The sequence below is a fragment of the Stenotrophomonas chelatiphaga genome (assembly GCF_001431535.1).
GTDB lineage: Bacteria > Pseudomonadota > Gammaproteobacteria > Xanthomonadales > Xanthomonadaceae > Stenotrophomonas > Stenotrophomonas chelatiphaga.
In genome coordinates, this window is the sequence record NZ_LDJK01000005.1 from 164610 (window position 1) to 186890 (window position 22281).

18 protein-coding genes are annotated in these 22281 nt (G+C 66.9%); 6 read left to right on the forward strand and 12 right to left on the reverse strand.

What is annotated here, in order from left to right:
* Positions 1-196 precede the first annotated feature (196 nt).
* Together ABB28_RS01970 and ABB28_RS01975 are read left to right on the forward strand one after the other, a co-directional pair.
* Entirely contained in the window at positions 197-1678 is a 1482-nt protein-coding gene (locus ABB28_RS01970) for a DUF2235 domain-containing protein (RefSeq protein WP_057506998.1), read from the forward strand.
* 292 nt (positions 1679-1970) lie between these two features.
* Positions 1971-3356 carry an insecticidal delta-endotoxin Cry8Ea1 family protein gene (locus tag ABB28_RS01975; protein WP_083491861.1) on the forward strand — a complete coding sequence of 462 codons (1386 nt, stop codon included), beginning with the start codon at positions 1971-1973 and terminating at the stop codon, positions 3354-3356.
* Positions 3357-3428: 72 nt separating this feature from the next.
* Here ABB28_RS01975 and ABB28_RS01980 read toward each other — a convergent pair whose 3' ends face one another.
* The 7 genes from ABB28_RS01980 to ABB28_RS02010 all read right to left on the reverse strand — a co-directional run bounded on the left by ABB28_RS01980 (position 3429) and on the right by ABB28_RS02010 (position 12000).
* Positions 3429-4277, reverse strand: coding sequence for a ferritin-like domain-containing protein (locus ABB28_RS01980; RefSeq protein ID WP_057507000.1), 849 nt, complete (start codon positions 4275-4277; stop codon positions 3429-3431).
* Between the two features lie 2 nt (positions 4278-4279).
* Positions 4280-5746, reverse strand: a complete 1467-nt coding sequence (gene purF, locus ABB28_RS01985; protein ID WP_057507001.1) for an amidophosphoribosyltransferase — start codon at positions 5744-5746, stop codon at positions 4280-4282.
* Between the two features lie 69 nt (positions 5747-5815).
* On the reverse strand, positions 5816-6577 hold the full coding sequence (locus ABB28_RS01990; protein WP_057507002.1) for a CvpA family protein: 762 nt from the start codon (positions 6575-6577) through the stop codon (positions 5816-5818).
* A gap of 40 nt (positions 6578-6617) precedes the next feature.
* On the reverse strand, positions 6618-7652 hold the full coding sequence (locus ABB28_RS01995; protein WP_057507003.1) for an SPOR domain-containing protein: 1035 nt from the start codon (positions 7650-7652) through the stop codon (positions 6618-6620).
* Positions 7653-7732: 80 nt separating this feature from the next.
* Complete coding sequence (folC, locus tag ABB28_RS02000; protein ID WP_057507004.1) at positions 7733-9016, reverse strand: bifunctional tetrahydrofolate synthase/dihydrofolate synthase; 1284 nt, start codon at positions 9014-9016, stop codon at positions 7733-7735.
* Positions 9017-9039: 23 nt separating this feature from the next.
* Complete coding sequence (locus ABB28_RS02005; RefSeq protein ID WP_057507005.1) at positions 9040-9681, reverse strand: histidine phosphatase family protein; 642 nt, start codon at positions 9679-9681, stop codon at positions 9040-9042.
* Positions 9682-9837: 156 nt separating this feature from the next.
* On the reverse strand, positions 9838-12000 hold the full coding sequence (locus ABB28_RS02010; RefSeq protein WP_057507006.1) for a S46 family peptidase: 2163 nt from the start codon (positions 11998-12000) through the stop codon (positions 9838-9840).
* Between the two features lie 373 nt (positions 12001-12373).
* Between ABB28_RS02010 and tdh the strand changes: the two genes are divergently transcribed.
* Positions 12374-13408, forward strand: coding sequence for an L-threonine 3-dehydrogenase (gene tdh, locus ABB28_RS02015; protein WP_042615137.1), 1035 nt, complete (start codon positions 12374-12376; stop codon positions 13406-13408).
* A gap of 195 nt (positions 13409-13603) precedes the next feature.
* Here the strand turns inward: tdh and ABB28_RS02020 are convergent, their stop codons facing one another.
* A complete protein-coding gene (locus ABB28_RS02020) occupies positions 13604-14296 on the reverse strand; it encodes a TorF family putative porin (RefSeq protein ID WP_057507007.1) in 693 nt (230 codons plus the stop codon).
* 199 nt (positions 14297-14495) lie between these two features.
* Here ABB28_RS02020 and kbl point away from each other — a divergent pair, with 199 nt between their 5' ends.
* Entirely contained in the window at positions 14496-15698 is a 1203-nt protein-coding gene (kbl, locus tag ABB28_RS02025) for a glycine C-acetyltransferase (RefSeq protein WP_057507008.1), read from the forward strand.
* Between the two features lie 83 nt (positions 15699-15781).
* On the opposite strand, the gene ABB28_RS02030 is transcribed toward kbl, so the two are convergent.
* From ABB28_RS02030 to ABB28_RS02045, 4 genes are all read right to left on the reverse strand, one after another.
* Entirely contained in the window at positions 15782-16039 is a 258-nt protein-coding gene (locus ABB28_RS02030; protein WP_057507009.1) for a hypothetical protein, read from the reverse strand.
* A gap of 84 nt (positions 16040-16123) precedes the next feature.
* Positions 16124-16933 carry a pseudouridine synthase gene (locus ABB28_RS02035; protein ID WP_083491862.1) on the reverse strand — a complete coding sequence of 270 codons (810 nt, stop codon included), beginning with the start codon at positions 16931-16933 and terminating at the stop codon, positions 16124-16126.
* Between the two features lie 18 nt (positions 16934-16951).
* A complete protein-coding gene (locus ABB28_RS02040) occupies positions 16952-17467 on the reverse strand; it encodes a hypothetical protein (protein WP_042615057.1) in 516 nt (171 codons plus the stop codon).
* A 200-nt stretch (positions 17468-17667) separates the two neighbouring features.
* Positions 17668-18759 (reverse strand): OmpA family protein, encoded by a 1092-nt coding sequence (locus ABB28_RS02045; RefSeq protein ID WP_057507011.1) that lies wholly within the window; start codon positions 18757-18759, stop codon positions 17668-17670.
* Between the two features lie 480 nt (positions 18760-19239).
* Between ABB28_RS02045 and yczE the strand changes: the two genes are divergently transcribed.
* Both yczE and ABB28_RS02055 read left to right on the forward strand, forming a co-directional pair.
* Positions 19240-19866, forward strand: coding sequence for a membrane protein YczE (gene yczE, locus ABB28_RS02050; RefSeq protein WP_057507012.1), 627 nt, complete (start codon positions 19240-19242; stop codon positions 19864-19866).
* A gap of 105 nt (positions 19867-19971) precedes the next feature.
* On the forward strand, positions 19972-22002 hold the full coding sequence (locus tag ABB28_RS02055) for an NADPH-dependent 2,4-dienoyl-CoA reductase (protein WP_057507013.1): 2031 nt from the start codon (positions 19972-19974) through the stop codon (positions 22000-22002).
* The last annotated feature ends 279 nt before the right edge of the window (positions 22003-22281 follow it).

Here is a 22281-nt window from a genome sequence, read left to right on the forward strand (position 1 = left end):
GGTGTACCAATCCCATGGCAACGGCGATCCATGGTGTCCGTAGTGGCATCCCACGCGGGCAGGCAATTGAACCGATGTCCGCCAGAAGAGTGACCGCCGTGGCATTACAGACGTGTCCTCGTGGGCGTTACCACGGGCCTGGCCGGGTTCCCTTGGACCCGGCGCCGCGCTACTGTCCGTCCACGGGAGGGCGCTCATGAGCTCAGTGCGGGGGGACGGCAGCACACTCGATGACGGTCTGCTGCGGATCGGCCTGTTCTTCGACGGCACGCGCAACAACGCGCTGAACCTGGCGCGCGGGCGCGCTGCCGGCACCGACCGCAACGCGCCGGCGCAGGCGTTGGCGCCGGTATGGCAGGCCGACGATGCCTCGCCGTACCACAGCCGCGTCACCAGCAGCTTCAGCAACGGCCTGACCAACGTGGCGCGGCTGCATGCGCTGTACCCAGACGGTCGCATGGCCGGCGCGGCCATCCCGTCGGTCGCGATCTATACCGAAGGCACCGGAACCCGCGACGGCCAGGCCGACGACCTGATCGGAATCGCCTTCGGCGTGGGCGCCAGCGGCGTGCGCGCGAAGATCAACCGGGCGCTGCAGGACCAGCTCCCCGCCGCGCTGGCGCAGCTCGCACGGCACTGGCCGCAGCCGCTGCGCGGCGTCCGGGTGGATCTGTTCGGCTATTCGCGCGGTGCCGCGGCGGCACGCGATGCCGCCAACCAGATCGACGCGTGGGGATCACCGCACTGGCAGGGACTGCTGCGCGAAGCCGGCCTGCACGTGGATCCGGCGTTCGCCCTGCCACGCCCGGTGATCGGTTTCATCGGGCTGTTCGATACCGTGGTGTCGATCAAGGGCGGGCGCGCTGAACAACCGCTGCGCCTGCACCTGCCTGCGGGCATTGCCGGCAAGGTGCTGCAGCTGAGCGCGCGCGACGAACATCGCGAGCACTTCGCCCTGACCACGGTGGCACCGGACCACGAAGAGATCCGGCTGCCCGGCGTGCATGCCAACATCGGTGGAGGCTACGACCAGAACGAAGAAGGCCCCAAGCTGCTGACCCGACCACGCAGTACGCAGATGCGAGGGCATGGGCTGGCCGATTTCGCCGTGCCGTCGCGGGACGGGCTGCATCGCACCGAAAGCCACCAGCGCGCGCTGGCCGACGCCGTTCGCTGGCAGCAGCAGCTGGGGCTGGATGCCACTGCGGTATGGGTGGACACGTGGCACCAGTGGGTGCGCCAGCGCCAGGCCGGAAGCCCCAGCGTACTGCCCACGCCCACCTTGTTCGTCTATTCGGCGGTGGTGCTGAAGCGTCCGATCGACTGGCGTTACCAGCTCATCGCGCTGCGCCTGATGCACGCGCGCGCCGCTGAGGCGGGCGTGCGCTGGACCGATGCAGCCGGTGCCTCGATCGATTCCGGGTTGCCGGCCGACCTGCGCGGCATCGCCACCGCGTTGGTGGCCGGCCAGGCGCTGGATGACGCGCAGGAGCGGCTGCTCAGGCAGCGTTACCTGATGCAGTCGGCGCATTGGAATTTCGACGCGCTGGGCGATACCGCACTGACCTACGCCGCCGATGCCGGGGTCAGCGAGCTGCCGTATCGCCCGGGCCCCGGATTGTTCTACATCAACCGCCCCACCGCCGACGGCCAGCGCGTGGTGCTGCGCAACGCGTAAGCAGCGTGGGCTGCATCGGCTCGTGTCGTGTCCGGCTCTATACAGGGCAGTGACAAACCACTGCGTCACTTTTGACGGGGTAAGCCAACAAGGTCGCGGCAGGTCCGGATTCTGCTCAGTACGTGCTGTCGCAGACTACGTGAAGGGATACTTACGCCCAGATACGTCGTGATCAGCTATCTCCTTAGACAGACCTACGGCGACAACAGCTCCTCCATCAGCTGATCCCATTGGTCTGACGCAGTTCCCTCATGCTCGACTGACCCCTCATCCACACGTGCGGGATCCCCAGATGATCATCACCTGTTCAAGGCGTAGCTTGCTCGCCGGCTCAGTCATCACGACCGTCGGCTCTCTTCTTCCTTCACCCTTCGCAGTCGCTGCGCCGCTCACTGCCAGCACAGAGCTGGATGTATCGGATCCTGAGTTCTGGTACGGCGCATTCCGCAAGCTCACGTTGACTGGGCTGGATGCAATTCCGGGGCTTGGCGGCATTCTGTCCGGGTTTGGCACGTTCCTGCTGCCGCTGTCGCTCTCCGATCCGGAGGATGCGCGCTGGAGACGCTTCGTGGATGCGATCAACAAGATCACGGATGAGAAGATCGACACAGCGATCTACAATTCGGTCAGCGCCCACTTGTCGGGCATCACCAGACAGCTGCGCATCTACAAAGGGGCGCTGGAGTCCGGCGACCAGGCACATATGCGTTCGGTCGAGGACGCCATGAACGTGTATATGCAAGGCATACTGCCGCAGTTCATGGAGCAGGGCCCGCGATATCGCCTGCTGCCCTTGTTCGCGCCTGCAGCCAACATCCATCTTGGCCTTCTTCGCCAGGCGGCGCAGCGAGCCCGCCGCAACGGTGAGACCCCGGTCGCCGACGACTACGCCAAGCAGCTTGACGAGTGCATTGAGGCCTACGGTCATCACTACGACACGGTGCTGGAAGAACAATTGCCAAAGGAAATCAGCCGCCATCCGCACGACCATGACAAGAATCGCAGCCAGCCATGGGCCGCCGTACTCGCGTGGAAATCAAGACAGCAGCTTTGCCATGGGGATATGCGCACCTGCTGGTCGTCTTTCAGCGAGCGGCGCTACCCCGACGCGGTGAGGCCCCGCCTGGATCGCGAAATCTTCACGCCGCTGTTTGGCTCCTACTACGACTGCAAGCGGCCTTTCCCGGACTTCCTGCCGTCGCACAACGCGCCGAAGGGGCCCATCACTACGGTGCGGATCGGGGGCTACAACTTCGTGGACGGCATGGAGCTGAATTACTTCCCGTCGCATGGCCCGGATGACACGGACTCCACCGTCATCGGCGGAGAAGGGGGCGAATGGATCAGCATCAATGATGTGGGCGCCCGCAAGCATATCACCGCCATTGAAGTGGGCAGCGGCTATGCTGTCAACCAGATCCGGTTGACCTTCGGCGATGGCAGCAAGTCTGCGTGGGTCGGGGGGGGACGGCCGAGCGATCCGGCCACCCTCCATGCGTTTGATGGGCACCGCCTGTCGAGCGTGATGGGCTTTGGAACCGCAGCCGGCTATGGCGGCGTACTGTCAGGCTGCGTGTTCGGTTTCCAACTGCTGGAGATGCAGGCATCTCACGCACTGGGTGGACCCGTGCGACAGCACATTGAGTCCGTATGGCCGCAGGCACTTGCCAGGGGGTAAAAACCTGGAGGAGCCAACGCGGGCACGTATAGTGCCCCACGGCCAAGCTATCGGGCTGCGCCGCGGCGTCGTCTATCGGCGGTCCTGCTCGATCAGCTCGGCCAGTTCATCGGCATCGAATCCCGCCAGCAGGCGGGCTTCGATGTTGAACGGGCCGTGCAGGTAACCACCGGCGTAGTCGACCAGCAGTTGCCGGAAGCGGGCGCGCGGCTCCACCCCGGCACGTTCGCAGTACCAGCGGTACCAGCGGGTACCCGCCGCCACGTGGGCGACTTCTTCGCGCAGGATGATCTCCAGCACGTCGGCCGTCTCCTCGTCGCCGCAGCCCCGCAGTTTGGCGATCAGCCCCGGGGTGACATCCAGGCCACGCGCTTCCAGCACCCGCGGCACCAGCGCCATGCGCGCCAGTCCGTCGTGGGCGGTCTTTTCGCACATCTCCCACAGCCCGTTGTGGGCGGGGAAATCGGCATAGTCGTGGCCATGCGCCTGCAGCCGTTCGCGCAGCAGCATGAAATGCCGCGACTCGTCGTCGGCGCAGCTCACCCAGTCCGACAGGTAGGCGGCCGGCAGGCCACGAAAGCGGTACACCGCATCCCACGCCAGGTCGATCGCGTTGAGTTCGATATGCGCGATGGCATGGATGAAACGCGCGCGCCCTTCCGCACCGCCGAGCTTGCGGCGTGGCACGTCACGCGGGTGCACCTGCTGCAGGGTGGCCGGACGCCCGGGCATGCGGATCGGCTCGGGTGCCGGTGCATCGGCCGGCAGCTTCAGCCGGCCGGCACGGAATGCAGCGGCATGGGCCTGGGTCAGGGCCACCTTGCGCAGCGGGTCGGCCTCGGCCAGGCACTGCTGCGCAGCGCGCAGCAGGTCACCGGCGACGTCAGCGCAATCGACGTCGCATGGAGCCGTGGCACTCACGATCAGGCGCGGCGCTTGTGCTTGGCGTCGTCCGAACGCAGCTGCTGGATGCGTTCGAAGTAGCCCGGCTCGATGCCGGTCGGGTAATGCCCGTTGAAGCACGAGGAATCGAAGTTCTGCAACGCCGGGTTGCCTTCGCGCACCGCCGCTTCCATGTCTTCGATGTCCTGGTAGATCAGCCAGTCACAGCCGAGGTGGGCTTCGATCTCTTCCACGCTGCGGTTGTGCGCGACCAGCTCTTCGGCGGCCGGCATGTCGATGCCGTAGATGTTCGGGTAGCGCACCGGCGGCGCCGCGCTGGCCAGGTAGACCTTGCGTGCACCGGCGTCGCGCGCCATCTGCACGATCTGCTGGCTGGTGGTGCCGCGCACGATCGAGTCATCCACCAGCAGCACCACCCGGTTGCGGAACTCCAGGTGGATCGGGTTGAGCTTGCGGCGCACGGATTTCACCCGCTCGCCCTGCCCCGGCATGATGAAGGTACGGCCGATGTAACGATTCTTGATGAAGCCTTCGCGGTACTTCACCCCGAGCGTGTTGGAGATCTCCAGCGCGGCATCGCGCGAGGTGTCCGGGATCGGGATGATGGTGTCGATGTCGTGGTCCGGGCGCAGGCGCAGGATCTTCTCGCCCAGCTTGATGCCCATGCGCATGCGCGCCTTGTGCACCGACACGTTGTCGATCATCGAATCGGGACGCGCGAAGTACACGTATTCGAAGATGCACGGGGTGTGTTCGGCCGGCTCGGAGCAGATTTCCGAGAACAGTTCGCCGCGCGCGGTGATCACCAGCGCTTCGCCCGGCTGCACGTCGCGGATGCGCTGGAAGCCCAGCACGTCCAGCGCGGCCGATTCGGAGGCGACGATGTATTCATCGCCTTCGGCGTGGCTGCGCTTGCCCAGCACCAGCGGACGGATGCCGTGCGGATCGCGGAAGGCCACCAGGCCCAGGCCGAGCACCACGCTGACCACCGCATAGCCGCCCTTGCAGCGACGGTGCACGTGGGAGACCGCGCGGATCGCCGCTTCCGGGGTGAGCTGCTTCTGTGCATCCAGTTCGTAGGCGAACACGTTCAGCAGCACTTCGCTGTCCGAATCGGTGTTGACGTTGCGGCGATCCTGTTCGAATACCTGGCGACGCAGGTCTTCGGTGTTGATCAGGTTGCCGTTGTGCGCCAGCGCGATGCCGTAAGGCGAATTGACGTAGAACGGCTGCGCCTCGTCCATGCCTTCCGAACCGGCGGTCGGGTAGCGCACGTGGGCGATGCCCACGCGACCTTCCAGGGTGGACATGGTGCGCGCGTCGAACACGTCGCGGACCAGGCCGTTGGCCTTCTGCACGCGAAGGCGGGTGCCGTCGACGGTGGCGATGCCCGCCGCGTCCTGGCCACGATGCTGGAGGACGGTCAGGCCGTCATAGAGCTGCCCGGCGACGTTCTGGTTGCCGACGATTCCGACGATGCCACACATGTTGCGTTATCTCCGCTGGGCTGTGCCCATCTACAGGGATGTTGGCCGTGCCTGGCCGGGGGAGCCGCCTTACGGGACAGCGGCAGGATCTGGACGCTCGGGCGCCGACTCGATGTTCGCGGGCAGTGCCGGGGCGTTTGCGGACTCGCTCGCCGCGCCCCTGGCCGGGTCCACGTTACGCGGCCATCCGCGTCCCGCCACCACCTCGCCGAGGACACCATTATCGCCTGTCGCGGTCGGCATTCCCAACAGGCTTTCTGCAAATGGGGACGAACCGTTGGACGGCAAGGGCAAGCTGGCCGGTACCAACCCATCCAGCGACGACGGCAGCCCCTTGGGCACCATCCGTTCGATGTGCTGCATCGGCCGGGAAACGTCCGGCAGCTGGGCGTCCATCCACCCCACCACCGGCTGCAGCGCAGCACGCAGGTGGGACTGCTGCCACGCCGGTTCGGCGGTGAGCGGGGTGAAGGTGGCCATCAACAGCAGCACCGCACTGATGAAGCCGCCGCGCACCAGGCCCAGCGCGCCGCCGAGCATGCGGTCGGCACCGCCCAGCAGCGCCATGCGCAGCCCGGCGCGGACCAGCATGCCGAGCACGGTGACGGCGATCAGCACGGCCAGGAACACCGTCACATAGCCGCCCACCAGGTGTCCGTTGCCCGGCTGCGCCGGCGCTGACCACAGATGGGCCACGTCGTTGCCGAACAGGAAGGCGGCCCAGCCGGCGAGCAGCCAGGACAGCGTGCCGACCACGATGCCGACGAAGCCCCGCACGAACCCCAGCAGGGTCGAGAGGGCGATCACGCAGGCCAGCACGATATCGATCATGCGGGCGGGTTCCCTTGGGCGTCCTGGCCGGGAGTGGGCATCAGGGGTGCGGTCTGACCATGCCGGCCACGCCGACGCGGGCGGCGACCTGCGCCTTCAGCTGGTCGGCCTCGGCACGGTTGGCGACCGGCCCGACACGGACCCGGCTCAGCACGCCCTTGTCCGTACGGACCTGGTCGACGAAGGCGCTGAAGCCGGCGGCGCGCACTTTGTCGCGCAGCGCGTTGGCATCAGCGGCCTGGCCGAACGCGCCCAGCTGCACGGCGAAACCGACGCCGCTGGCGGCCGGTGCGGCCGGCGCCTTCACTTCAGGCTTCACTTCGGGCTTGGCGGCCGGGGCCGGGGCCGGCGTTGCCGGCTTGGCGGCCACCGCCTTGGTTTCCGCAGCCGGCGCCGGGGTCGGCTTCGGTTCGGGCTTCGGCGCCGGCGGCGCGGTCGCCGTGGCCGGCGTGGCAGCGGCGCTTTCCGGCAGCGCCTGGGTCTGCACCGGGTTGCCGCCCAGCGGCGTGGTGGTGGCCGCCGGTGCCTGCGCGGTCGCGGCGGCGCCCTCGGCATTGGCGTCCAGGGTCACCACTTCGGCGCGCACGTCGCTGCGGATCTTCACGGCCTGCAGGCGCGCCGATTCGGCCTGGGCGCGGTCGACGAAGGGACCGACGCGGACGCGCCAGGCCTGCCTGCCGTTGATCGTGGCGGTTTCACTGAAGCCGGGCAGCTGCGCGCCCTTCAGGTGCGCGATCACCGCATCGGCGTCGGCCTTGCTGGCGTAGGCACCGAAGCTGACCGCGAAGTTGCCGGCGGCCACGGCCGGGCCGGTATCCACCGTGGCGGCGGCATTGGCGGCAGGTTCCTGCAGCGGCGCGGCGCCGCGCAGGCCACTGTCGCCCCCCGCGGGAGCGGCCAGCGGCAGCTCGCGTGTTTCGAACTGGGCATTGGCCGGCGCGCCGGGTACTTCCAGCGGCACGCTGTCGGCGCTGCTGTTGCGGGCAGGGCCGGTCACCAGCATCGGCAGGAAGATCACGGCAAGGGCCACCAGGACGATGGCACCGATCAGACGCTGTTTCAGGGACGTATCCACGGATGGCAGGCAACAGGTGGGAACTGCCGATGATTATACGGTCCCGCCGTGATGCAGCGTCGGCAACGGCTGAACGGTGATCAGGCGGCGGTCTTCAACCAGGCCAGCGCCTCGGCCGCGGTATGGAACGAACCGAACACCAGCACCCGGTCGCCCGGCCCCGCCTGGGCCAGCACCTGGGCCAGTGCGTCGGCCACCGAATCGGCGCGGGCGGCGTCGGCGGCGACGGTGCCGGCCAGGCGGGCGGCCAGCGCGGCGGCATCCTGGCCGCGCGGGCCTTCCAGCCCGGCCACGGTCCATGCGCTGACGACCTCGCCCAGCGCCTGCACGACGCCCACCGCGTCCTTGTCCTGCAGCGCCGCATACACCGCCAGGGTACGCCCGCTGACCGGTTCGGCCTGCAGCGCGCGGGCCAGCGCGGTAGCCGCCTGCGGGTTGTGGCCCACATCCACCAGCACGCTGATACCGTCACGCTCGAAGTGCTGCAGCCGTGCGGCGATCTGCGCGGCGGCAATGCCTTCGGCGTACGCGCTGCGCGGCAGCGAGCGACCGGGCGGCAGCTCCAGCGAGCGCAGCGCGGCAATCGCTGCACCGGCATTGGCCAGCTGCACCGGGCCCGCCAGCGACGGCATCGGCAACTCCAGGCGCACGGCGACATCGCGCCAGGCCCAGGTCTGCGCGTCCAGTGGTTCGTTGAAGTAATCACTGCCGGCGCGGATCGCGTTGGCACCGATCAGGTAGGCCCGCCGCAGCACGCTGGACGGCGGATCGATCTCGCCCAGCACCGCCGGCTTCCAGCCACGCAGGATGCCGGCCTTTTCGCGGCCGATGCTTTCGCGGTCATCGCCCAGCCAGTCGGCATGATCGATGTCCACGGTGGTGATGACGGCCACGTCGGCGTCGATCAGGTTCACCGCATCCAGGCGGCCACCCAGCCCGACTTCCAGCACCGCCAGGTCCAGTCCGGCCTGCGTGAACAGGTACAGGGCCGCCAGCGTGCCGTATTCGAAGTAGGTCAGCGTGGTCTCACCGCGCGCGGCTTCGACCGCGCTGAAGGCCGCGACCAGCGCGTCATCGCTGGCCTCTTCGCCATTGATGCGCACGCGTTCGTTGTACCGCAGCAGGTGCGGCGAAGTATAGGCGCCGACCTTCCAGCCGGCCGCGCGCGCGATCGCTTCGACGAAGGCCACCGTGGAGCCCTTGCCGTTGGTGCCGCCCACCGTGATGGTGCGCTGCGCGGGCACGCCCAGCTGCAGGGCGCTGGCAACGGTGCGCACGCGCTCCAGTCCCATGTCGATGGTGGCCGGGTGCTGGCGTTCAATGAAGACGAGCCAGTCGCTGAGCGTAGTGGGCAGTGCAGTCACGGTGGGACGTCCAATCGTTTCGGTTACAGGGCGCGGTGCTTGGCTTCGCCGAAGAACGGCGTGTGGTGGGCGCAGTCGTTCATGCGCACCACTTCCAGCTGTTCGATATCCGGGCCTTCCAGCAGGTTCAGCGTGGTCGGTGCCTGGCGGAAGCTCCACAGGCGGCTGATCGGCAGGCCGAGGATCCGGCACAGGATGACCCGGTTGACCGCATCGTGGGCCACCACCAGCAGGGTGTCGTCCTCGCCGAGGCCTTCGGCGGCACGCGCCAGGCCCCGCCAGCTGCGGTCAAGCACCAGGCGCAGCGATTCGCCGCCCGGCATCAGCACGGTATCCGGTTCTTCGCGCCACGCGCGCAGGCGCGACGGGTCTTTTTCATGGATCTCGCTGGCCAGCAGGCCTTCCCACTCGCCGTGGGCGATTTCCTGCAGCTCCGGTTCGGTCAGCAGCATGTCGGCGCGGGCTCCCAGTGCGAGCTGTGCCGTGCGCTGTGCACGCGACAGTGGCGAGGCCACCGCCCGGGTGATGTCCACGGATTTCAAGCGCTCGCCAAGCGCCTGCGCCTGGGCTTCGCCGATCGGCGACAACGGGATATCGATCTGGCCCTGGTAACGGCCTTCGGCGTTCCACGGCGTTTCGCCATGACGGGCAAGCAGGATGCGCATGCGGGGTACGGGTCCTTGGGGGGAGGAGGTCCGGCGTTTCGTTCACGTCCTGTGAAACCGCGCCGGAGCGCCATCATAACCGCTCCGCCTGAAGCCCTGCCGTGCGGAACGCCGCGGCCGTGGGGCCAGATCCAGCGGACCTGGCCCCGCGCCCGGTTACCGCGACAGGTTCAGTTCTTTCAGCAGCTGCGGGGCCGGCGCCACTTCCTGCATGATCCACTGCATGTAGCGGCTGTCCACGGCGATCATGCGGGTCATCACCGGGTCGAACACCCAGTTGGAGCTGACCGACTCCCAGTTGCCATCGAAGGCCAGGCCGACCAGCTTGCCGTGCGCGTCCAGCACCGGCGAGCCGGAATTGCCGCCGGTGATGTCCAGGTTGGACAGGAAGTTGACCGGCACCGAGCCGATGCGCTTGTCTTCCAGCCCGCCATAACGCTTGGCCTTGACCGCATCCAGCAGCGCCTTGGGCGAATCGAACGGGTCTTCGCCGGTTTCCTTGGCGGCGACGCCTTCCAGCGTGGTGAACGGGGTGAAGTTCACGCCGTCCTTGGCGTAGCCCATGACATTGCCGAAGGTGATGCGCAGCGACAGGTTGGCGTCGGGATAGACGAACCCGCCCTGGCTCTTCTTGTAGTCGGCCACGGCCTGCAGGTACAGCGGACGCGCGCTGAGCGATTCGCCTTCGCGGATCTTCTTCTGTTCTTCCTGCTTCAGCAGCGCCGGCATCACCGCCACCGCGTACTGGATGGCCGGGTCGGTGCTGGCTTCGAACGCGGCGCGGTCGGCGCTGAGCCACTTCAGGCGTTCATCCAGGCTACCCAGCCGGGTGCCGCCCAGCTTGTTGACCAGTGCCTTGACCGCGTTGGCATCACTGCCGACCAGCCACTGGTTCAGCACCGCGTTGTCGCGCTGCGCGGCCGGCAGGGCCACGTACTGGTCCAGCCAGTACTGCTGCAGCTGCTGGTCCATCTTCGCCACGTAACGGCGGTCCATCTGGCGCACGCCACCTTCGATGGTCGGCAGGTCGCGCTGCTGGTAGCCGACTTCGCGCTCGGCGTCCGGCTTGCTGCGCTCGATCGCCGTGCGGTACAGGGTGATCGCCGAACCCACCGCCGAGGTGCTGTTGAACTGGTTGACGAACAGGTCGCGCTCGCGCGTGGACTTGCTGGTATCCAGGTGCTTGAGCAGCTGCGCATGCGCGGCCAGCGCCGGCTTGCCAGCCGTGCCCTGCTGCTTCAGCCAGGCCAGCACCTGGGCCTCTTCGGCCTGCTTCTGGCCGGCCGCGTCGATGCGCTTGAAGCCTTCCAGCTGGCCGGCGTAGTTCTTGGCGACGTTGTTCATGCTGGCCGCGGTGGCGGCGTACTTCACCTTCACGTCGGCGTCGGCCTTGCCGGCATCTTCGATCAGTTTCAGCACCGCGTTGTAGTGGCGGGCGATGGTCGGATAGGTCCACTCAGCGGTTTCGTTGAACTCGCCGGCCAGTGCGTAGCGGTTGGTGCGGCCCGGGTAGCCGGCCACCATCACGAAGTCGTCGGCGCCCAGCGGCTGGTCGGCGAACTTCAGGAAATGCTTGGGCTGGTAGGGCACGTTGTCGGCGGCGAAGGCGGCCGGCTTGCCGTCCTTGCCGACGTAGGCGCGGTAGAAGGAGAAGTCGCCGGTGTGGCGCGGCCACATCCAGTTGTCGATGTCGCCACCGAACTTGCCGACGCTGCCCGGGGGCGCGTAGACCAGGCGCACGTCCTTGATTTCCAGGTTGCGGAACAGGCGGTAGGTGTTGCCACCGGAGAAGCTGTACAGGCGGCAGCGGAAGCCGGCGTCGGCTTCGCAGGCGGCGACCTGGGACTTGTCGAAGGCATCCAGCGCGCGGGTGCGGGCCAGCGGGTCGTTGCCGGCCGCGGCGATGGCGGCCTTGGCCTGGGTGGTCACGTCGGTGATCTGGTCGAGCACGTACACGCGGGCGTTGGGGCCGGCGCTGAGTTCGTCGCTGGTCTTCGGGGCGTTGAAGCCGTCCTTGATCAGGTTCTTTTCGGCGGTCGAGTTCAGCTGGATGGCGCCGTAGGCGCAGTGGTGGTTGGTGACCACCAGGCCTTGCGGGGACACGAAGCTGGCGGTGCAGCCGCCCAGCGCGACCACCGCGCCCATCGGGTCGCCGGTCAGGTCGGCCAGCTGCTCGGCGGACAGTTTCAGGCCGGCCTTCTGCAGCGGTCCGGCGATTTCCGGCAGCTGCTGCGGCACCCACATGCCTTCTGCGGCATGGGCGACCTGGACCAGGCCAAGGCTGGCGACGATGGAGAAAGCAAGCAGGTTCGAGCGCATGAAGCGGCCCTTGGGTAATGGAACCGTCGATTCTAGCCCGCCGCCCGGCTCCGGCAGGATGCCCGGAGGTCATGGGTCGCCCTGCCTGCGGGCTGACGGGGCATCAGGGTCAGAAGCCGGGGCTGCGTGCTGGCGGGACGGGGTGGCTGTGCAGGACACGCCGTTAACCCGTCCATGGGGGCTCGCTGTTGCCATCCATGGCAACAGACGGTCCTGCACAGCCACCCCGCCCCGCCTTCGACAGGTGACCGGTGGCCTGGGTAGCGCCGGCCATGGTTGGCGGTTTTGCGTCGGCCGGCCCGCGCTGCAACATGGCGCGGGCGCTGGCGGCTTTATAATCCGCGCCATCTTTCCCCCTGTGAGTTCCACCGAGATGGCACAAACGATGAAGGCGCTGGTCAAGCGCGAAGCCGCCAAGGGCATCTGGCTGGAAGAAGTGCCGGTGCCGGTGCCGGGTCCCAACGAGGTCCTGATCAAGCTGGAAAAGACCGCCATCTGCGGGACGGACCTGCACATCTACCTGTGGGACGAATGGAGCCAGCGCACCATCACGCCCGGCCTGACCATCGGCCATGAGTTCGTCGGCCGCGTCGCCGCGCTCGGCAGTGCGGTCACCGGCTATGAGGTCGGCCAGCGCGTTTCGGCCGAAGGCCACATCGTCTGCGGCCACTGCCGCAACTGCCGGGGCGGTCGCCAGCACCTGTGCCCGAACACCGTCGGCATCGGCGTCAACGTGAACGGCGCCTTCGCCGAATACATGGTGATGCCGGCCACCAACCTGTGGCCGATCCCGGACCAGATCCCGTCCGAGCTGGCCGCCTTCTTCGATCCCTACGGCAACGCCGCGCACTGCGCGCTGGAGTTCAACGTGATCGGCGAGGACGTGCTGATCACCGGCGCCGGCCCGATCGGCATCATCGCTGCCGGCATCTGCAAGCACATCGGCGCGCGCAACGTGGTGGTCACCGACGTCAACGATTTCCGCCTGAAGCTGGCTGCCGACATGGGCGCCACGCGCGTGGTGAACGTGGCCAACCAGTCGCTGAAGGACGTGATGAAGGAACTGCACATGGAGGGCTTCGACGTGGGCCTGGAAATGAGCGGCAACCCGCGTGCGTTCAACGACATGCTGGACTGCATGTACCACGGCGGCAAGATCGCCATGCTCGGCATCATGCCGCGGGGCGCTGGCTGCGACTGGGACAAGATCATCTTCAAGGGCCTGACCGTGCAGGGCATCTACGGCCGCAAGATGTACGAGACCTGGTACAAGATGACCCAGCTGGTGCTGTCCGGCTTCCCGCTCGGCAAGGTGATGACCCACCAGCTGCCGATCGACGACTTCCAGAAGGGCTTTGACCTGATGGAAGAAGGCAAGGCTGGCAAGGTGGTGCTGAGCTGGAACTGATTCGTCGTGCCTTCGGCACGCCGGATCGGTCCGCGCATGTTTCCTTGTCCCCGCGCCTGTCGCGCGCCCCCTTGAACATCGGGGGGCTCCACTCCAGCGGGAACACAGGTACAGCAATTGAAGAAGGCGCCCGCAAGGGCGCCTTCTTCGTGGTGCACCAGCTGCGATCCAGCTGCGCCGCCAGGCGCAGCCTGCTTACTTGCCGACGCCGACGGTGAACACCACGCGGTTGTCGGCCAGGTAGCCGTTGTTGTCACGGCCGGCGCCATCGGTGCCGTGGAAGCCCAGGCCGAGGTTGAACAGGCCGAACTGACGGCTGACGCCGATGTTGAAATCGGTGTAGTCCTTGCCGAAATCGGTCTCAAGCGAGGTGCGTCCGACGTTGGCAGCCAGGGTGAACTCCTGCGGCAGCGCCCACTCCCCCCCGACGGCGTAATACCAGCTCTTGGTATCCGAACCGGACAGGTCGTTGGTGTAGGCCACGGTGAGCTTGTACTGCTCGGCGAAGGTGGTGGTGGTGATCAGCTCGTTATAGTTGAGCTCGCTGGCACCGGGGTAGGTGTAGCGGTTGAACAGCACGTCGAAGTTGACGTTGTCCGTGACGTCGAAGCCGTAACCGATCAGGAAGTCCACTTCGGTGCTCGGGTCGCCCGGCCCGAAGTCCACGCCCGACCCCCACACACCGGCATACAGGCCAACCGGGCTGGTGTAGGTGAAGCCGGCCTGCAGGGTCGGATCTTCGTCGGTCTGCGACACGCCACGGAAGACGTAGTCGGACACGGCGGTGACGTTCCAGCTGTAGGGCGACTCCGCTTCCTGCGCGCTGGCGGCGAACGAGGCGAGGGACAGGACAGCAGCAGCGGCAAGACAACGGACGGCGTGCTTCATGGGCGTCTCCGAAGGGGCAATGGCGGGGGAGGAGGGACATGGGGCGTGGCGCGGACCGGCTGCACGAATTCATCCGGTTCACGGTTTTTTAACCTGTTTGATATTGCAACGCAACACGTTCGTGCTCCCTGCCCCGCCGCCCTTCCGTGGCCGGGGCAGGTAAAATCCTCGTTTTCCCGTGTTGAGCCATGCTGCCGCCATGACCGAATCCTCGCCTGACCTGACCCGCCATTACACCGAGGAACTGGACGCCATCCGCGCCCAGGGCCTGTTCAAGTCCGAGCGGATCATCACCAGCCCGCAGTCGGCGGAGATCACCCTGGAAGACGGCCGCACGGTGCTGAATTTCTGCGCCAACAACTACCTGGGCCTGGCTGACCATCCGGACCTGATCCAGGCTGCGAAGGATGCGCTGGACAGCCACGGCTTCGGCATGGCGTCGGTGCGCTTCATCTGCGGTACCCAGGACCTGCACAAGCAGCTGGAAGCGCAGATTGCCGGCTTCTTCGGCAAGCAGGACACCATCCTGTATGCCGCCTGCTTCGATGCCAATGGCGGCCTGTTCGAGCCGCTGCTGGGCGAGCAGGATGCGATCATTTCCGACAGCCTCAACCACGCCTCGATCATCGACGGCGTGCGCCTGTGCAAGGCCAAGCGCTTCCGCTACGCCAACTGCGACATGGCCGATCTGGAAGCGCAGCTGCAGGCCGCCGATGCGGCCGGCTGCCGGACCAAGCTGATCACCACCGACGGCGTGTTCTCGATGGACGGCTTCATCGCCCCGCTGGACGAGATCACCGCGCTGGCGCAGAAGTACGGCGCGCTGGTGCATATCGACGAATGCCATGCGACCGGCTTCCTGGGCGCTACCGGCCGCGGTTCGGCCGAAGTGAAGGGCGTGCTGGAGAAGATCGACATCATCACCGGCACCCTCGGCAAGGCGATGGGCGGCGCGCTGGGCGGCTTCACCACGGCCAAGGCCGAAGTGATCGAACTGCTGCGCCAGCGTTCGCGCCCGTACCTGTTCTCCAACTCGCTGCCGCCGCACGTGGTGGCCGCCGGCATCAAGGCCTTCGAGATGCTGGCCGCCGCTGACGACCTGCGCGGAACGCTGGTGGCCAACACCACGTATTTCCGCGAAAAAATGGTCGCGGCCGGCTTCGACGTCAAGCCCGGCGTGCACCCGATCAGCCCGGTGATGCTGTACGACGCACCGTTGGCGCAGAAGTTCGCCGAGCGCCTGCTCGAAGAAGGCATCTACGCGATCGGCTTCTTCTTCCCGGTGGTGCCCAAGGGCCAGGCGCGCATCCGCACGCAGATCAGCGCGGCGCACACCCGCGAACACCTGGACCGCGCCATCGACGCCTTCACCCGCATCGGCCGCGAACTCGGGGTGATCTGACAAAAAGGGGACGGAGGGCATTAAGTCGTATCCGGCCGGTGCAGGCTGGATACGACTTAATGCCCTCCGTCCCCTTTTTTGGGTCAGCGGCCCTTGGCGACGCGGATGCCGTTGGCTTTCATCCAGGCGTCGAACTCGTCGGCGGACATCTTCTTGTCGCCTTCGCTCATGTTGAAGCGGTAGCTGCCCCGCCCGTCCAGTTCGGGGACGCGTACTTCGATGATGTCCTGCGGCGGCGGGGGCGGGGCCTTGGCCAGTTCTTTCTTGTGGCTGCAGGCGGCCAGGGCCGCCAAGGGCAGCAGCAGGGTCAGGCGCAGCGGAGAGGTCAGGGAACGCAACACGGTGGGATACCTCTTTCAGTAAATGCAAAGCCGGGCCCCCCTTGCGCCCGGAGCGGGACCGACGCCAGGCGTCGGCCGCGGGTCTCAGCCCGGTCCTGCAGCGGCCTCCAGTTGCCGCTGGTCTTCCATCTGCAGCATCCGCCACTGGCCCTTGGGCAGTTCGCCGAGCTGCAGCCCGCCGATGCCGATGCGGACCAGCCGCAGCACCTGCAGGTCGAATGCCGCCAGCAGGCGGCGGATATGGCGATTACGCCCTTCGTCCAGCGTCACTTCCAGCCAGCTGGTCTTTTCGCCGGTGCGCAGCAGCGTCACCGCGCGCGCGGCCAGGAACTCGCCTTCATCCTCGATGCCGGCGCAGAATGCGGCGAGCATCGGCGCGTCCGGAATGCCATCCACCTGCACGTGGTAGGTCTTGTCCGGGCCGGTCGCCGGATCCATCAGCGCGGCCGCCCACTGCGGGTCATTGCTGAACAGCAGCAGTCCTTCGCTGGCCTTGTCCAAGCGTCCGACCGGCGCCAGCCACGGCAGTCCGGCGCCGTCGAAACAGCGGTAGACCGTATCGCGGCCCTGCTCGTCCTGAACCGTGGTGACCAGGCCGCGCGGCTTGTTGAGCATCAGGTAGATCCGCGGCGCGGCATCCAGCGGTTGGCCGTCCACGCGCACCTGCTGGCGGCCGGCCTGGATCGGAAACTCGGCATCGCGGACGATGCGTCCATCCACGCTGACGCGGCCGGCGGCGATCCAGCGCGCGGCTTCAGTGCGCGAACACAGGCCTGCCTTGGACAGCACGCGTGCCAGTCCATGGCGAACGCCTCCGCTTGATGCGGGGACCGCGCGCGCGCCCATCGGGCGGGCACGGGCAGAGGGACGGGCAGGTGGGCGCGGTGGCCGCATGTCCTGCCCTGCCCCCACTTACTTCTTGTCAGCCGGCTTGGTCTCGGCGGAGGCTTCCACCGGGGCAACCGGAGCGACCGCGGTGGCCGGTACCGGGCGTGCCTTGACCACGCGCACGCCACGCGCCTTCATCCAGGCGTCGAACTCTTCGGCAGTCATGCGCTTGCCGTTCTGGCTCATGTCGAAGCGCCACGGCGTGTTGTCGAATGCGGTCTGCGGCTTGTAGGCGGCCGGGTCGTTCGGGCTCACCGCCGGTGCGCTCGGCATGGCCTTGGCCACGTTCTGGCAGCCTTCGATACGCAGGCGACGCAGCACGCTGTCCAGCGACTGGGCCTGTTCGTAATTGGTGGTCAATACGCCGGCGGGCATGCCCAGGCGCGAATTGCGGGTGAACAGCTCGCTCGCCACCGGTGCGATCGCGGTGGCCGGCAACGGCAGCGGGGCGCTGCTGGCCGAGACCGAGCAGTCCACGGCAGCGTGGGCGGCGGGAACCAGGGCCAGGGCCAGGACGACGGCCGATGCAGTGCGCAGCATGAGGAGCATCCAGAAAAGTGGGTAGTGGCGCGAGTTTAACAGCGACACAACGGCTTTCAAGATCCTACATTCAATGAATACGCCAACTCATTGGTTTTTTTCTATTTTTCGGATAAGCGGTAGATCGCCATAGCGCAGAAACAACAAGACCCGGCCGAAGCCGGGTCCTGCTGTGTGTCTTACCGGTGAAACGTCGGAACTCAGTTCTGGACGTTCAGCTCGGTACGACGGTTCTTCGCACGGCCTTCCGGGTTGTCCGAACCATCAGCATTGGTGTTCGGAGCAATCGGGCGGCTCTCGCCGTAACCGACCGGGCCCTGCAGGCGCGAAGCAGCAACGCCGTTGGAGGTCAGGTAGTTGTACACGGCGGTAGCACGACGCTCGGACAGCTTCTGGTTGTACTCGTCGGAACCCTTCGAGTCGGTGTGACCAGCAACTTCAACCTTCAGATCCGGGTAACGGGTCAGGATCTGCGAGGCTTCGCTCAGGATCGCAACTGCGTCAGGACGCAGGTTGGCCTTGTCGAAGTCGAAGTTCACGCCCTTCAGATCGATGGAGACCGGGACCGGGCAACCGTCCGGACCGATGGTCTGGCCAGGCTGCGAATCCGGGCACTTGTCGTCGCAGTTGTTGACGCCGTCACCGTCGTCATCCAGGTCGGCGCAGCTCGGAGCAACCGGAGCCGGAGCCGGCACGGCAGCGACCGGAGCCGGTCCCAGCGGGATCACGACGCCGACCGAAGCCAGCACGTCGCCGAACCAGTCTTCGCTCGGAGCGGCAACGCTCTTGTCGTCGAAGTCAGCGCGGTAGGCCACTTCGGCACGCACGGCAACGCGCTTGTCGAAGGTGGTCTGCAGACCGGCACCGAGCTTGGCAGCGAAACCGCCGTCCTTACGCTCACGCGGGCCATTGGCGTCGACAGCAGCGAACTCTTCTTCCGACTTCTGGTAGCCCAGGCCGAACAGCAGGTACGGGTTCCAGCCACGGCCTTCCTGCACGAAGTGGCGACGCAGGTCCAGCGAGGCGCCGTACTGCGACCAGTTCAGGTCCTGGTTGGCGTCGAAGTTCGGGTTCTGATAGTTCAGCTCACCGTCGAGCGACCAGTTCGGGCTGATGAACTTGCCCAGGCCCAGGGTGACGAACGGAGCATCGTTGGTGGTGCGGTCGCTGTCCTGGAAGTTGAAACCAGCCGAACCGGTCAGGTACCAGCGGTCGTCAAACTCCTGTGCCGAAGCAGCCTGGGCGAAAGCCAGACCACCCAGCAGCGCGGCGGTAAGGATCTTCTTGTTCATTGAGTACAGCTCCTATATCGGGGGTATGAAACCGGTAGAGGCATGGGCCAGCACTACGACAGCCGATTCAGCACGCCACCGCCGCGAACATTATGCTCAGGGGAGTGAAGGCCATGTTAACAGTCCCGTAACATGTGAAAAACGGGCGCCGGGCCTCCACCGGACCGGCGGTTGCACCCTATACAGGATCATGAAAAACCGCAACAGGCAGGCCTGGCAAGGGTTTTACCGGGCTTCAGTCTCGCACCGCAACATTTTGCTTTGGCAGAAAGTCAAGGGTTCATCCGGCAGCCTGCGCCGTGAGGAACTTTATGCATCAGGCAATTCTGAACGGCTACAACGCGCTGATCGCGACGGGGCGCGAGGTGTATCTGCCCGAACGCATAGCAACACTGTGCTGCGTAAGTTCCGCATCGCTGTACCTGTTCCTGGACATCTACACGACCTATCTTGGCACCAGACGCCCCGAGGCCTGCTGCCATGCCCACTTCCCTGCCGCTTCGCCTCATCCAGTTGATTGCCGGGCTTTTCCTGTATGGCTTCGGGATTTCGCTGATGGTGCGGGCCGCCATCGGCGTTGCGCCGTGGGATGTGTTGTCACAGGGCATCGCAGCCCACACGCCGCTGTCCTTCGGACTGGCCACCAATGTCATCGGGGCCGTGGTCCTGCTGCTGTGGTGGCCGCTGCGACAGAAGCCAGGGCTGGGCACCGTGCTCAACGTGCTGCTGATCGGTCCGGCTGCGCAGTTCGGGCTGTGGCTGCTGCCTGCGGTGGAAAGCCTGTCGCTGCGGTTGCCGCTGTTTGCGGGTGGGCTGCTGCTGATCGCCGTAGCCACCGGCCTGTATATCGGCGCCCGCCTCGGACCTGGCCCGCGCGATGGGCTGATGACCGGGCTGCACGCCCGCACCGGCTGGCCGATCTGGCAGGTGCGCAGCCTGATTGAAGGCAGCGCGTTGCTGGTGGGCTGGCTGCTGGGCGGAAACGTGGGTCCGGGAACGCTGGCCTTTGCCCTGCTGATCGGGCCGCTGTGCGGGATGACGCTGGGCTGGTTCGGCATCGGCAGGCCCCCGCGCGCGGCACCGGCGGTGATTCCGCCGCCGGCCTGACCCGCGCCCGGTTGGCGAACGCCGACTGCTTGCTGCGGCAGCGCGTCTTGCGACGCCGGCCGATTCACGGCACGCTGGGCGCTTCCGTACGCAAGCGTATCCACGATGACGCCAGCCAGCGACAGCGCCTACCCCCACCTGTTCACCCCGCTCGACCTGGGCTTCACCCAGTTGCGCAACCGGATCCTGATGGGCTCCATGCACACCGGGCTGGAAGACCGCGCCCGGGATTTCCCACGCCTGGCCGCCTATTTCGCCGAGCGCGCCGAAGGCGGCGTCGGCTTGATCGTCACCGGCGGCTTCGCGCCCAACGTGGTCGGCTGGTTGAAGCCGTTCGGCGGCAAGCTCAGCTGGCCATGGGAAGTGCGCCCGCATCGCCAGCTCACCGCAGCCGCCCACCAGCACGGGGCGAAGATCTGCCTGCAGTTGCTGCATGCCGGTCGCTATGCCTACCACCCGTTATCGGTGGCGCCATCGAAGCTGAAGGCACCGATCAATCCGTTCACCCCGCGCGCATTGTCCACCCGCGGCGTGGACCGGCACATCGCCGATTACGCGCGCAGCGCGCGGCTGGCCCGTGATGCCGGTTACGACGGCGTGGAAGTGATGGGCTCGGAGGGCTACCTGATCAATGAATTCGTCGCCCCGCGCACCAACACCCGCACCGACCAGTGGGGTGGCGATGCCGCGCAGCGCATGCGATTCGCAGTGGAGATCGTGCGCCGCATCCGCGAAGCCTGCGGCCCGGACTTCATCATCATCTACCGGCTGTCACTGGTCGACCTGGTCAGCGATGGCAGCAACTGGCAGGAAATCATCGCCCAGGCGCAGGCCATCGAAGCGGCCGGCGCCACCCTGATCAACACGGGCATCGGCTGGCACGAAGCGCGCATTCCGACCATCGCCACCTCGGTGCCACGCGGCGCCTTCGCCGGGGTGACCGCCAAGCTCAAGCCACACGTCAACGTACCGCTGGTGGCCACCAACCGGATCAACATGCCGGACGTGGCCGAACGGATCCTGGCCAGCGGCGGCGCCGACATGGTGTCGCTGGCGCGTCCGCTGCTGGCCGATCCGCAGTGGCCCAACAAAGCACGTGCCGGCCGCCCCGAACGCATCAATACCTGCATTGCCTGCAACCAGGCCTGCCTGGACCACGTATTCGAAAACAAGCTGGCCAGCTGCCTGGTCAATCCGCGTGCCGCGCACGAAACCGAGCTGGTGTATCGACCCACCGCAACGCCGCGGCGCATCGCGGTGGTGGGTGCGGGACCGGCCGGCCTGGCCTGCGCGACCGTCGCCGCCGAGCGCGGCCATCACGTCACCCTGTTCGACGCGCACGACGAGATCGGTGGCCAGTTCAACGTGGCCAAGCGGATCCCGGGCAAGGAAGAGTTCCACGAGACCCTGCGTTACTTCCGCCACAAACTGGAGGAAACCGGCGTGCAACTGCGGCTCGGCAGCCGCGTGGGAGCCGCCGCGCTGGCCGGCTTCGACGAGGTGGTGCTGGCAACCGGCATCCTGCCGCGCAAGGTCGATTTTCCCGGTGCCGGGCACGCCAAGGTGGTGGACTACCTGGACGTGCTGCTCGGCCGCGTCACGGTGGGGCCGCGTGCAGCGATCATCGGCGCCGGCGGCATCGGCTTCGATGTCGGCGAATTCCTCAGCCATGCGGGCCCGTCGCCGTCGCTGGACACGGCGAGCTGGATGGCCGAATGGGGCGTGGACCCGAGCTTTGAATCGCGCGGCGCGCTCGCCCGCCCGGTCGTGGTTCCTTCCCCGCGCAAGCTCTGGCTGCTGCAGCGCAGTGCCGGACGCCCGGGCGCCAGGCTGGGCAAGACCACCGGCTGGATCCACCGCGCCACACTGAAGGCCAAGGGCGTGACCCAGCTGGGCGGCGTGGAGTACCTGGGCGTGGACGATGCCGGCCTGCATATCCGCGTGGAGGGTGTGGAACAGCTGCTGGATGTCGATCACGTGGTGATCTGCGCGGGCCAGGAATCGAACCGCAGCCTGCGCGACGAGCTCGCTGCTGCCGGCATCGTGGCGCAGCTGATCGGTGGTGCCGATGTCGCCGCGGAACTGGATGCAAAGCGTGCGATCGACCAGGGCAGCCGGGTCGCCGCGGCCCTCTGAGAAACATGAATAAGGGCAATCGGATTCGCTTTCCGACCCTGCCCCGAACCTGAATGTCAACCCGATTGATTCAGGATGCGTTGCGAAATACCCCCTTACCTTGCGCCAACTTTCCCGCTCACCACCCAGTTCCGGTGAGCAGGTGCGGCCCGCCTGATCGATCGTCGATCACTCTTCGTGGCCGCCCACGGGGTGACCCCGATGGTCGCCTCCCCATGACGCCAAGTCGTACCCCCGCCTCTGCCGGCCATGACGCCGACGGAACCGCTAGGTCCGGCC